The organism is Bacillus sp. FSL L8-0358, assembly GCF_038593095.1.
Classification (GTDB): domain Bacteria; phylum Bacillota; class Bacilli; order Bacillales; family Bacillaceae; genus Bacillus; species Bacillus subtilis.
In genome coordinates, this window is record NZ_CP151962.1 from 2,502,059 (window position 1) to 2,514,180 (window position 12,122).

At 42.7% G+C, this 12,122-nt stretch carries 17 protein-coding genes; 4 read left to right on the top strand and 13 right to left on the bottom strand.

Annotated features, from left to right (window positions below):
- The first annotated feature begins 84 nt into the window (after positions 1-84).
- A complete protein-coding gene (gene rpsT / locus NYE49_RS12805; RefSeq protein ID WP_003229989.1) occupies positions 85-351 on the top strand; it encodes a 30S ribosomal protein S20 in 267 nt (88 codons plus the stop codon).
- 14 nt (positions 352-365) lie between these two features.
- Here the strand turns inward: rpsT and holA are convergent, their stop codons facing one another.
- Complete coding sequence (gene holA / locus NYE49_RS12810) at positions 366-1,409, bottom strand: DNA polymerase III subunit delta (protein WP_047182898.1); 1,044 nt, start codon at positions 1,407-1,409, stop codon at positions 366-368.
- 39 nt (positions 1,410-1,448) lie between these two features.
- Positions 1,449-1,598 carry a hypothetical protein gene (locus NYE49_RS12815; RefSeq protein WP_120363468.1) on the bottom strand — a complete coding sequence of 50 codons (150 nt, stop codon included), beginning with the start codon at positions 1,596-1,598 and terminating at the stop codon, positions 1,449-1,451.
- Positions 1,599-1,638: 40 nt separating this feature from the next.
- On the opposite strand from NYE49_RS12815, the gene NYE49_RS12820 reads away from it, so the two are divergent.
- Complete coding sequence (locus tag NYE49_RS12820; RefSeq protein ID WP_003229983.1) at positions 1,639-1,773, top strand: YqzM family protein; 135 nt, start codon at positions 1,639-1,641, stop codon at positions 1,771-1,773.
- A gap of 39 nt (positions 1,774-1,812) precedes the next feature.
- On the opposite strand, the gene NYE49_RS12825 is transcribed toward NYE49_RS12820, so the two are convergent.
- From NYE49_RS12825 to comEA, 3 genes are all read right to left on the bottom strand, one after another.
- Complete coding sequence (locus NYE49_RS12825) at positions 1,813-4,143, bottom strand: DNA internalization-related competence protein ComEC/Rec2 (RefSeq protein ID WP_342410283.1); 2,331 nt, start codon at positions 4,141-4,143, stop codon at positions 1,813-1,815.
- Positions 4,144-4,146: 3 nt separating this feature from the next.
- The gene (locus tag NYE49_RS12830) at positions 4,147-4,716 is read right to left on the bottom strand and encodes a ComE operon protein 2 (RefSeq protein WP_003229978.1); all 570 of its coding nucleotides are present in this window, start codon (positions 4,714-4,716) and stop codon (positions 4,147-4,149) included.
- A 66-nt stretch (positions 4,717-4,782) separates the two neighbouring features.
- Positions 4,783-5,400: a competence protein ComEA gene (comEA, locus tag NYE49_RS12835; protein WP_047182900.1), complete on the bottom strand. Its 618-nt coding sequence runs from the start codon at positions 5,398-5,400 to the stop codon at positions 4,783-4,785.
- An 83-nt stretch (positions 5,401-5,483) separates the two neighbouring features.
- On the opposite strand from comEA, the gene comER reads away from it, so the two are divergent.
- Entirely contained in the window at positions 5,484-6,305 is an 822-nt protein-coding gene (gene comER, locus NYE49_RS12840) for a late competence protein ComER (RefSeq protein ID WP_047182901.1), read from the top strand.
- Between the two features lie 65 nt (positions 6,306-6,370).
- On the opposite strand, the gene NYE49_RS12845 is transcribed toward comER, so the two are convergent.
- Genes NYE49_RS12845 through NYE49_RS12880 form a run of 8 tightly spaced genes read right to left on the bottom strand, consistent with a single transcriptional unit; the run spans position 6,371 to position 11,382 of the window.
- Positions 6,371-7,114 carry a class I SAM-dependent methyltransferase gene (locus NYE49_RS12845; RefSeq protein WP_029317885.1) on the bottom strand — a complete coding sequence of 248 codons (744 nt, stop codon included), beginning with the start codon at positions 7,112-7,114 and terminating at the stop codon, positions 6,371-6,373.
- Positions 7,111-7,467, bottom strand: coding sequence for a ribosome silencing factor (gene rsfS / locus NYE49_RS12850; protein WP_014480315.1), 357 nt, complete (start codon positions 7,465-7,467; stop codon positions 7,111-7,113). Before rsfS ends, NYE49_RS12845 begins: the two co-directional genes overlap by 4 nt.
- A gap of 17 nt (positions 7,468-7,484) precedes the next feature.
- Positions 7,485-8,045 (bottom strand): bis(5'-nucleosyl)-tetraphosphatase (symmetrical) YqeK, encoded by a 561-nt coding sequence (yqeK, locus tag NYE49_RS12855; protein WP_015483448.1) that lies wholly within the window; start codon positions 8,043-8,045, stop codon positions 7,485-7,487.
- Positions 8,035-8,604 (bottom strand): nicotinate-nucleotide adenylyltransferase, encoded by a 570-nt coding sequence (locus tag NYE49_RS12860; RefSeq protein ID WP_004398676.1) that lies wholly within the window; start codon positions 8,602-8,604, stop codon positions 8,035-8,037. The genes yqeK and NYE49_RS12860 overlap by 11 nt, the downstream gene beginning before the upstream one ends.
- 11 nt (positions 8,605-8,615) lie before the next feature.
- Positions 8,616-8,906, bottom strand: coding sequence for a ribosome assembly RNA-binding protein YhbY (gene yhbY, locus NYE49_RS12865; protein WP_003226133.1), 291 nt, complete (start codon positions 8,904-8,906; stop codon positions 8,616-8,618).
- Positions 8,900-9,742, bottom strand: coding sequence for a shikimate dehydrogenase (gene aroE / locus NYE49_RS12870; RefSeq protein WP_076458133.1), 843 nt, complete (start codon positions 9,740-9,742; stop codon positions 8,900-8,902). Before aroE ends, yhbY begins: the two co-directional genes overlap by 7 nt.
- Positions 9,743-9,759: 17 nt before the next feature.
- Positions 9,760-10,860, bottom strand: a complete 1,101-nt coding sequence (gene yqeH / locus NYE49_RS12875; RefSeq protein ID WP_015714292.1) for a ribosome biogenesis GTPase YqeH — start codon at positions 10,858-10,860, stop codon at positions 9,760-9,762.
- A gap of 3 nt (positions 10,861-10,863) precedes the next feature.
- Positions 10,864-11,382: a YqeG family HAD IIIA-type phosphatase gene (locus NYE49_RS12880; RefSeq protein WP_003226126.1), complete on the bottom strand. Its 519-nt coding sequence runs from the start codon at positions 11,380-11,382 to the stop codon at positions 10,864-10,866.
- Positions 11,383-11,743: 361 nt separating this feature from the next.
- Between NYE49_RS12880 and NYE49_RS12885 the strand changes: the two genes are divergently transcribed.
- Positions 11,744-11,884, top strand: a complete 141-nt coding sequence (locus NYE49_RS12885) for a sporulation histidine kinase inhibitor Sda (RefSeq protein WP_003226124.1) — start codon at positions 11,744-11,746, stop codon at positions 11,882-11,884.
- Positions 11,885-12,122: the final 238 nt, after the last annotated feature.

Here is a 12,122-nt window from a genome sequence, read left to right on the forward strand (position 1 = left end):
TGATAGAATACAATTTGTTCTATTGTGAAGAAGATTTAACCTTAAGACACTGTGCTACAGGTTGTATCTTAGGAGGTGAAACACATGCCAAACATTAAATCAGCGATTAAACGTACAAAAACAAACAACGAACGCCGCGTTCATAACGCGACAATCAAATCTGCTATGCGTACTGCAATCAAACAAGTTGAAGCTTCTGTTGCCAACAACGAAGCTGACAAAGCGAAAACTGCTCTTACTGAAGCAGCTAAACGTATTGATAAAGCAGTGAAAACAGGTCTTGTACACAAAAATACCGCAGCTCGATACAAATCAAGACTAGCGAAAAAAGTGAACGGACTTTCTGCATAATATAAAAACGATCCTCAATAATGGGGATCGTTTTTTTCATTTCTTTTTAACAGCTGTAAAAGGAACAGTTCGAGCAGGAGCTGCTTGTCCTTTTTCCCGGTTTTCATCTCATAGTCCATGACGGCAAGCTGTTCAATAATTGAACGGAGCTCCTCCTCTGAAAAAAGCCTTGCTTGATCCATCGCCAGCTTTACCCGAAATGGGTGAACTTTTAGATTAGAAGCGATTTGTTTTTGTCCGTATCCCTGTTCCGCGAAGTACTTTGTCTGCAGAATCAGCCGGAACTGGTTCGAAATCAGCGCCATAATTTTGATCGGTTCTTCATTTTGTTTAAGCAAATCATAAAAAATTTGCAGACTCTCTGTTCGTTTTCTGTTGACGATTTTATTGATCAGCTCAAAAATATTTTGTTCAAGGCTTCTAGCAACAAGCATTTTCACATCATCCAGCGTAATTTCTTCACGATCTCCAATAAACGTGCAGAGCTTTTGAATCTCCTGAAAAATCGATGACAGATGCCCGTTCACAAGCAGAACCAAATGCTCCGCCGCTTCCGTGCCGATTGTTTTCTGCTCTGTTTTTGCAAGGTTGACAGTAAAGTCCGTCGTTTCCTTTGCGTTTAATTCCTTCGCCTCCATCGTAAACGCGTGCTTCTTTAACGCTTTCGTCAGCTTTTTCCGCTCATCAAGCTTTTCATACGGAGCAAGCAGGACAAAGACTGTGTAAGGCGCAGGTGATTGTATATATGATTCAAGCGCACTGACGTTGTGCTCAATTTTTTCTTTTTTCTTTTCACCTGTTAAAAAATATGGATTTTTCACAATGACAAGACGCCGCTCCCCCATAAACGGAAACGTTTCAGCATCTGCAATTGCTTGATCCAGCGGGTCCTCTTCCAGATCAAAAACGGACAGATTGAAATCCTTTGTCTCCTGATCAACGACCGTCTGTCTGATCCTGCTGACGGTTTCTTGCAGCAGATATGTCTCTTTTCCGTATAAACAATAAACTGGATGGACATCTCCTTTTTTCAGGCTTTTCCACACATCAAATACCATTGTTGTACGACTTCCTCTCTTTCATCATCCCCTTCTATCCTAAATTGAGTTTGGAAAATAGTAAAGAGGAAGCCTGACTGCTGCTTCCCCATTTATATTAAACGCCTGTTCGCAAGCCCCCGGGACAGCTTGTAAAAAGGCGATAATCACCAGAACAGAAAACGTTACCTTAGCTTCTAGATTTTTCAAAACAATTCCATTATACTTAAGTCAGTCAGGAGGGATAAAGTTGAATGATTTTGAAAAAAACGTTCAAAGCAAACGAAATGATGCTGTAGATTCAGCTGTTGGTTTTGTTGTGTCCTTCGGATTTTTCGCCTTCTTGTTTGTCATGGCAACGGTTATTCACCTAGTTGGTTCATAACAGCGACTGCCCGGGCTGCTGATTTCTCGGCAGTCTTTTTTAGTTCGTCTCTGTTATATCTGATGTATCATATGGAGGATAGACAGAAAAGGTTCCAACTCTGTTTTTGTATCTATATTGGATCGTTCCGTTTTGATCTGTTCGCAGCACGCGGATAGAATGTCTCTGTAATAGTTGCAGAACTTCTTGATGAGGATGATGGTACCGATTGTTTTTCCCGGCTGAGATAATGGCCGTTTTCGGCTGAAGCTGTTGGATGAATTCTTCACCGGTAGAGCCTTTGCTCCCATGGTGCCCCACCTTTAAGACATCTGCTTTAATATTGGGAAACACGTCCATCACCTCCTGTTCCCCTTCTTTCTCGAGATCACCCGTCAAGATCCAGCTCATACCGCCGGTCTCCATCCACAGAACGAGAGAGGAATTATTTTTGCTTGCCGGATCAGGTGCTTCAGGTGACAGTACATGGAACTGCAAATCCTTTATTTGCAATACATCGCCTCGCTTCACCTCTTCAATTGTCACTCCCTCTTCTCTGGCTGTCTGCAGCACTTTCTCATCTTTAGGTTCAGAAACGAACCCTTTCGGAATCACGAGGCGCTTTATTTTATGCTGCTTCAGCAGAGTCTCCGCCTCTCCGATATGATCGTGGTCAGCGTGCGTCAGAATTAAAGCGTCAAGCTGTTTGATTCCCTTAGCAGTTAAAAACGGAATCAGCACCTTTTCCCCCAGTGAAAACGGATGCTGTTTTTCGCGCCAAGGCTCTGACGAGTAAGACAAAGTGCCGCCGGTATCAATTAAGACACGACCCCGCTGATGCGGAGCACCTACAAACATGCTGTCACCCTGTCCAATATCTATCATATCCACTTCTCCTTCGGAACTAAGACACGGATATATAAAGAGCAGAAACATCACCGTGCAGCAAATGCCTCCGGTTACCATCAACTGCGACAAGGAGCGTTTTTCAATCGCCATAAGCAATAGGATGATCGTGACCGTGAATAAAAAAAGCAAAACAGGTGCAGGATGTGCGATCATAATCGTGAACACTTCAACATCTGCAATGTTTGTGATTAGCCTATTGGTCCAGCTTATCAATAAATCAAACCAGCTGAAAAACAATCTCCCAAACGAAGCGGAAAGACTTAATAGAAGAACACCTGCTACAGCTCCCGGCAAAATACAGAAGGTATAAAATGGTACCATCAACATATTCATCGGTACGCTGATGATAGAAAACTGATGAAAATGATATAGGAGAATCGGAAGCGAGCCCAGCTGAGCGATGAGTGATACAATTGTCAGCTGCCCCAAGGAGGTTTTAACCTGATGAAAAATAGAAGAGGATAGAATTAAAGAAAAACTGACGGCGAACGATAGCTGAAAACCGGCTTCAAAGAGATGATAAGGATTGAAGAGCAGAAGGACGATGTATGAAAGGCAAATTGCAGTTGCAGAGTGGACACGCCATTTGACAAGGCTTCCAGCTAAGTAAACACCCGACATGAGAGCGGCGCGTAGCACTGAAGGAGCAGCGCCGGTCAACATCACATAGAGCGGCAGAAATAACAGCAACAGAATTGACGCCTTTTCTCTTGTTATACCAAGGCGTATCATGATATAAAACAAACCTGCTGTCAAAATCCCCACGTGGAGCCCTGATATTGCCAAGAGATGGACAACACCAAGCTTTTGATACGCAGTAAGCACTTCATCTTCCACATAAAATTTGTCACCAACTGTAAGTGCCTGTACAATCCCTGCCGAATCAGGAGGCAGAAGGCTGTTTGTGAATGATATGATATGTTTTCTCAAGCTGAGCACCTTGTACTTGAAATTTTCAGGTTCGCTGCAGTTTTGGATAGACGTGACAGAGTAGTTCCAATGAATATGCTGCCGATAAAGATACTCGTTATAATCAAATGCACCCGGCACAGTTGCGTGATTCGGTTCTTCCAATGTACCAGTCAACTCACATGACATTCCTGGTTCTATGTATAACAGCTGTTCTTTTTCACCAGCAGACTGAATGCGATACGCAGCAGCCCATTTTTCCTTATCAGGTGTCTCAACCATCATAGACATACGGTCGCCGTCAATTTTAGGAATATTGTCAATCACTGCCTTGAATTGATAAGTTCCCTGCCGATAGGAAGAGACATTCTGAGAATCTGTGACTGCATACAGTACAAAAAACAATATAAAAGAGAAGAAACAAACAATAATAAGAAAAGCGTGCCTCGTTTTGATTAAAATGATGAGGAGAAAGAGGATGAAAAGAAAAATAGCGGGGAAATAAGCGGCGGCAGTAATTCCAGCCGTTGCCGAAGCTGCCGCCATAGGCAATAACAATCGCGAATTACGCATTCATCACACGTAGCTCGTGAAAAGTGTATTCGCCTGTTCATGTATCTTTTTCAATTCTTCCTCCGCTAAACCGGCATCGGCCAATTTCCCTATAAGACCCGCTACAAATGAAAGCTTTTCTCTGTTTTTCAGATCAACGATCATTTCATCGAGTTCAACCTGTTCAACAGTTACACCCGCCTGTTCAAATAATTCCTGCGCATACGGATGTGTTTTGTAATCCTCAGCATAATAAACCGTTTTGATACCAGCTTGAATAATAGATTTGCAGCATTGAATGCACGGATAATGCGTCACATAAATCTCCGCTCCATCAGTCGGCACCCCAAACTTAGAGCATTGAAGAATCGCATTCATTTCAGCGTGAATGGTTCTTGCGCAATGATCATCTATCATTAAGCATCCTTCATCTGCACAATGTACGCCGCCCGCGATTGACCCGTTGTAGCCTCCTGCTATCATGCGTTTGTCTCTGACTATAGTAGCGCCGACAGATAATCTCGGACATGTGCTGCGCAGCGCCAATAAATGGCTTTGAGCCATAAAGTATTGATTCCATGAAATTCGTTCCACGTTGTTCCCTCCAAATGTTGTGTTGCCTGACCTTTAGTTTACCTATCAAAATGCATGACCGTCAAATCACTTTACTGTAATGGAAGACTTTATTTTTTCAAATGACTTTTCACCTATTCCTGAAACCTTAGTAATATCTTCAATTGTTTGGAAACGACCGTTTTCTTCCCGGTATGCAATAATAGCTTCAGCTTTGGATGGCCCCACCCCTGAGATGCCTTGTAACTCCTCTAAGGTTGCTGTATTGATATTCACCAGCGCTCCCTTCCCTCCATCGTTTTGGACAGACACTCCGCCACCTTGCTGCACTGCTGTTTCCTCTCCCTTTTTCGGGATGTACACCACTGTCCCGTCCTGCAGAATCTCCGCCAAATTTACTTGCGCTTCGTCTGCTTGTTCACTGGTCCCGCCCGCTTTCTCAATTGCCTGAGATACTCTGTCCCCTGTACGCATTTCATAAACGCCAGGATGCTGAACAGCACCTTTGATGTCTATCACAATTGTTTCGTTTGACTTGTCGTTGTTTGCTTCCTGCTTTACCACTGTATTTTCTGTCTCTGTTGGTACAGCTTGCTTCACCGGCTCTTTATTTTTCCCTGTGGCAAGAACGATCATAATCGCTGTGAAAACAGCCGCAGAAGCCGCTAAAATAATTGCTTTCTTATGCTGATTCAACCAATTCATCGTGCATGTTCCCCGCTTTCGTCATATTTTATTTTCATAACACATATGGTTTAGAGGATAAAAGCTCAAAGGAGGGGAAACCATTGAAGATAGGCTTTATCGGCACAGGAAATATGGGTACGATCCTTATCGAATCATTTATTGAATCAAAAGCGGCCGATCCCTCATACATGACAATCACAAACCGCACAATTGAAAAAGCGTTGCACATAAAAAACCGCTACAACAGCATCAACGTTACCGAAAGTCTCGAAAAGCTCGTTTCTGAAAATGAGATGATTTTTATTTGTGTTAAGCCGCTTGATATATATCCTTTACTGGCAAGAGCGCTACCTTATTTAAGAAAAGATCATATTCTCATTTCAATTACAAGCCCCGTTCAAACCGAACAGCTCGAACAATATGTGCCGTGTCAAGTGGCGCGAGTGATCCCAAGTATTACGAACAGAGCGCTGGCAGGTGTTTCTCTCGTCACGTTCGGCACAAGCTGCGGCGAATCTGCAAAAGCGAAAATCAATGAGCTGATGCAGCATATCTCTCATCCGCTGCAAATTGAAAGTGACATCACAAGGGTTGCATCAGACATCGTAAGCTGCGGCCCCGCTTTTATGAGCTATCTGATTCAGCGGTTTATAGATGCAGCTGTTTCGGAAACATCAGTGTCTAAACAGGACGCGATTTTGATGTGTAAGGAAATGCTTGTCGGAATGGGAAAACTGTTAGAAACCGAATTGTATACCCTGCCTGCATTACAGGAAAAGGTTTGCGTTAAAGGCGGTGTAACAGGAGAAGGCATTAAAGCGCTGGAAAGCGGTGTGCAGGATATGTTTCACCGGGTATTTCAAAATACTCATATGAAGTACGAGGAGGATATTTCCGCAGTGAAAAAGCAGTTTCATGTGTAGACGAGTATGTCATACTTTCGTCTGTACTGCAAAAGCATAAAAAAGCATTTTAAAAAACCATCGTTTTAGGAAACGATGGTTTTTGATTTCTGCGCCTTGAAAAAGAGGCGTTCTGATTGTGCTGATGGCTCGGTATCCGTAAAATCAGCTGTCACGCGATGGAGCTGAAAGCCGCAGTTCTTAAGCATTTCTTCGTATTCTTCCACTGGGAACGTTCTTTGCTCGTGTGTCTCATCAAAACGATCATACGCTTCTCCATTCCACACAAAAAACGACATATCATGAATGACAGAAAGCTCGCCACTTCCGGCAAAGCTCTGCCAAATATAGCTGATATCTTCGTCCTGGTCAGCAAATGTGCTATCCGGAAAGACTTCCGCAATTTTATAAGACGAATGAACATCAAACAGCAAAATGCCTTCAGGCTTTAATACCCGAAATACACTTTTAAAGGTTTCGATCACATCATTTTTTGTTTTTAAATAATTTAATGAGTCACAGCATATCACAACAGCGTCAAACTGACCGTCAAAGCCGGTAATCTCTCTCATATCCTGCTGAAGAAATAAAATAGGCTGGCTACTCGATACCTTTTGCTGGGCGAAAGAAAGCATCTCTTCGCTGAGATCGATGCCTGTAACCTCGAAGCCTTTTTCGGCAAGCCGGATGGAGATTTCCCCCGTGCCGCATGCCAGATCGAGAATACGGCCTTTTTCCGGGAGAGATGCTTCAATCCATTTTGTCCATTGATCGTAAGGCGCGTGTGACATTAACTCGTCATACACGCTTGCAAAGCCTTGATAAATCATTGATTCATTCCAAGATCAAGATCTGCGAGCGGAGCGTCTCCCCACAGCTTTTCAAGGTTGTAGTAGCTTCTTTCGTCCTTATGGAAGACATGGACAATCACATCGCCTAGATCAACGAGAACCCATCTTGCTTCATCAAAGCCTTCCATCTTTTTGACTTGAATGCCGTTTTCATCAGCCTGATCCTTGATTTCACGGGCAATCGCCTGTACCTGTTTATCTGAATTTCCGTGGCAGATCAGAAAATAATCAGCAACCAGAGAAATACCTTCCATATCCAGTGCTAAAATATCCTCTGCCCGTTTATCGTCGCAAGCCGCAGCTGCGATCTTTAAAATGGACTTTTGGTTCATTCACAAATTCCTCCTGTTCAGCTGCCAGACACAAGCCAGTTATACGTTAAAAATGTGTCTGGAAAAACCGGTTGATTTTTTTTCATAAGAAAAACCATTGTATTTTTAATGGACTGAATCAGCGCTTGATTCAAATCTGTCTCAGCAAGCTTACGCACCTCATCGACACCGGGAAATGCCCGGTTTGGCTCAATGTAATCGGCAACGTAAATGACTTTTTCTAAAAGTGACATGCCGGGGCGCCCTGAGGTATGATACCTAATGGCGTCAAGAATGTCTTCATCTTGAACCCCTGCCTCTCTTTGGACCAAATAAGCGCCGACCGGAGCGTGCCAGAGCTCCGGATTATGATCCAATAAATGCGCAGGCATTTTTTCGCGCGCAATAATTTGTTTCATTTCTTCTTTAGGGCGGAATTTGGCGTAATCATGAAAGATTGCCGCTGTTTCCGCTTTTTTAGAATCGGCTCCAAAACGCTCCGCAAGTTCGATCGCCGTGTTCATCACGCCAACCGTATGGATATATCGGTGTTCGGTCAATTGCTGCTTCACGCATGCAAGTGCCTCCTCACGATTCATATAAACCATTCTCCTCTACATACTTCTTCACTTTATCAGGGATTAAGTAGTCAGTGGGCTTCTTGCTTTTAAACCGTTCCCTTATCATAGTTGATGATACCTCAAATTCCGGAACGTCTGCAAAGAGAAGCGGATAAGGGGTTTCAACATGAAAACCGGGGCGCTTTACTCCAATAAATTGAATGAGGTTCAGCAGCTCGTCCAGCTTATACCATTTCGGCAAATATTCAATCATATCAGCACCGATAATAAAGAACAGCTGATCATTTGGATAACGCTGCTTCAGTAAAGAAACGGTATCAAAGGTATATGACGGTCCTTCTCTTTCCATTTCAACAAGCTCCAGCTTAAAGGACGGATTAGATTGAATTGCAAGCTTTAGCATTTCCACGCGATGAAAGCTGTCGGTATAGTCTTCGTTCTGTTTATGCGGCGGAATTTGATTAGGCATAAACCAAATTTCATCAAGCCCCGCCTGGTACAGCACCTCATTCGCCATTAAGAGGTGACCATTATGCGGAGGGTCAAACGTGCCTCCGAAAATTCCGATTTTCTTCATTTCAACCACCTTTAAGGAAGCTCGATTTGTTTATTTTCCTTTGATTCCTTATATAACACAATCGTATTGCCGATTGTCTGCACCAATTGAGAGCGGCTTCCCTTTACAAGAGCTTCCGCTACATCGTTTTTATCCTCTTCGCAATTCTGAAGCACGCTGACTTTAATCAGCTCTCTCGCTTCAAGCGCCTCAGCAATTTGTTTAATCATGTTGTCGTTTACTCCGCCTTTACCTACTTGAAAGATCGGCGTTAAATGATGCGCTTTTGAACGCAAAAAACGTTTTTGTTTACCTGTTAACATTCTGTTCCTCCTAATTTTCCTATTACAATGGATCTCATTTTTTCAATATCAGGCTCTTGTCCAGTCCACAATTGGAAAGACAATGCTGCCTGTTCAACAAACATGCCCACACCGTCGAGTGTTTTCAAGCCTTTTTGGCTTGCTTCCTTTAAAAGGGCCGTCTGTATTGGATTATACACGATATCACATACGACGGCACTGCTCGCGGCACGCTGTAATGAAAGCGGCACATCATCCACGTTCGGATACATGCCCACAGACGTTGTATGGATGATAACATCATACTGCTCAAGACGTTCTTCTGCTTCTTTTATGCTTAATACTTCTTTATTGTGAAACGAGGGAGTAGCTTCTGTAAGCCGCTTTGCTTTTTCTAACGTCCGGTTGCAAATGTCAAATTTTTTCGGGGTATTTCGGACAATTGTTGTAAAAATGGCTCTCGCCGCTCCGCCAGCGCCGATCATTAAGAATGACAGTTCAGAGATGGGCTTGTCTAATACCTTCATTAATGACTTCACGAAGCCTTCCCCATCGGTATTGTATCCGACAAGCTTATCTCCCTCTCTTCTGACCGTGTTTACGGCACCGAGCACTTTTGCACTCTCATCAATATGATCCAGATAATCCATAATGGACACCTTGTGCGGAACAGTCACATTGATTCCTTGTACGCCTAGAGCTCTTATTCCTTTTACCGCATCCTCCAGATCATTCTCTTCTACCTTGAAGGCATGATAATGTCCGTCAAGCCCGAGGTCTTTCAATGATGCGTTATGAATATCAGGTGACATAGAATGGCCAATCGGATTTCCGATAACCCCGTACAGCTTTTTCATACTCCTCTCCCCTTTTCTTAAATTAATGAACGACGAATAAATACATGAACGCCTTTTGGCGCGTATGCAGTCACCTTTTTATCGGCGTCATGGACAGTAACCCAGCCTAACCCAGAGAAAACGATATCTGTCTTTTTGTCTTTTATCGTAAACGTATGGGCGACCAATTCCGGAAACTCATCCATTTCATCTTTACCCGGAGGTGTGAGCAATTCCCCTGCATGCTTTTCATAAAGCGCGTCTGCATTTTCAAGTTTTGTTCTATGAATCATCAGCTCATTCGGCATATAGCAAATAAAAGGAGATCTTTCCCCAGACACATAATCAAACCTTGCAAGTCCGCCAAAATACAGTGTTTGCTGATCATTAAGCTGGAATGTGCGAGGCTTCAGCTCCTTTTTAGGAGATAATATTTTCAGATCCTTTTTATTGACATAATGCGCCATTTGATGGTTGTTGATAATTCCCGGTGTATCATAAAGCGATGAACCGTCATCCAGCGGGATTTCAATCGCATCAAGGGTTGTGCCAGGAAATTGGGATGTTGTAATAATATCTTCTTCACCTGACACTTCTTTAATAATCCGGTTAATAAAGGTTGACTTTCCTACATTTGTACATCCGACAACATAGACGTCTTTTCCGTTGCGGTAATGCTCAATCGCGTCAATTACTTCTCTGATTCCCTGGCCGCGTCCCGCACTGACCAAAAATACGTCAACCGGTTTTAAGCCAAGCTCTTTCGCTTCACGCTTCATCCATTGGATCAGACGCTCTCTTTTCAGTGACTTAGGCAAAATATCCGCTTTATTGCCAACTAATAAGATAGGGTTTCCCCCCACCAAGCGCTGCAGCCCATTAATCCAGCTGCCGTTAAAATCAAAAATATCAACAATTTTTACGACAAGAGAGTCCGTTTCTCCAATACCGTGAAGAATGTTTAAAAAATCATCATCAGTTAAGGAGACATCTTGTATTTCATTATAGTTTTTCAGTCTGAAGCAACGCTGGCAAATCACATTTTCTTTCGTAAGCGATGCAGGCGGCGCGTACCCCAAACCTGTTTTGTCCTCGGTTTGGATCGTAACTCCGCACCCGATACAAACAACCTTTTCCATTTCTTACTCCTCCCACTGAATGTGCCCTTTTCGTTTGAGAGCACTCAGTATTCTGCGTTCGACCTGGCGGTTAAAGCGCGTAATGAATCCGTCAGAGGAAGCGACTGGCACGACCAAAATCGTATGGTAGCCGTTTCGGTTTCCCCCGAGTACATCGGTCAGCAGTTGGTCTCCGATGACAACGCAGTCCTCTTTTTTTAGCTCCATATTGCGCACCGCTCTATTAAAGGCTTTACCCATCGGTTTTCTTGCTTTATAGATGAATGGGATTCCAAGCGGTTCTGAGAAAAGTTTCACTCTTCTTTCATTATTATTAGAGACAATTGTCACTTTAATGCCGTGTTCCTTCATTTCTTCAAACCACTCGATCAATCGCGGCGTCGCGTTCGGTCTGTCCCATTCAACAAGCGTATTATCCAGGTCAGTAATAATTCCTTTTACATTTCGTTCCTTTAATTTCTCAGGTGTAATATGAAAAATATTTTTTACAAACTCGTCAGGTAAAAAAAACTTTTTTAACAAAACCCGCACCCTTCCCTTTTTCTTTCTCTCAAAATGATTGTCGAAAAAAATCGAACTTGCGCCTAAAGAAAAACTGAGCAAAAAAATTTCGACAAAAATTGGGTTTCTTCACCAGGTGTGGATAAATTTACACACACTATCCACTCTTATTACATCACTCTTTAGACAAATTATAAACACGATACTCACAAGTTATCCACTTTTTGGTGTGGATAACAGAACGATTGTTCTTATATGCATTTCATGGTAGATTAAAGATAACTTCAACCTCAGATGAACGCAACTTATCATTGTATGCGTTAAAATCATGAATGATTCCAACTTTTAAGGAGGTGCCTCTCCCATTAATTGGGTTCCTAGCATGAGAAAACTGTCTGATGAATTACTAATAGAATCTTATTTCAAAGCCACCGAAATGAATTTAAACCGTGACTTTATCGAGTTAATTGAAAACGAAATAAAAAGAAGATCGCTCGGACATATTATTTCCGTATCTTCTTAATAGGAATTTGTCTATTTTTTCCGGGCGTATTTCCTTTTTTTACTCAGATGACTGATATTATATCACTTTGGCTGCGCGCTTTACTACTATTTTCAGCAAAAAACACCCCTAAAAAGAGGTGTTTTAAAGGGCCGGTTATTATGCTAACCAGTATATGCCGCCCACAACCAGGAGAACAACAACTAAAACAACAATAAAAGCGTATCCATATGCTCTGCCTGCGCCATACATGTGAAGC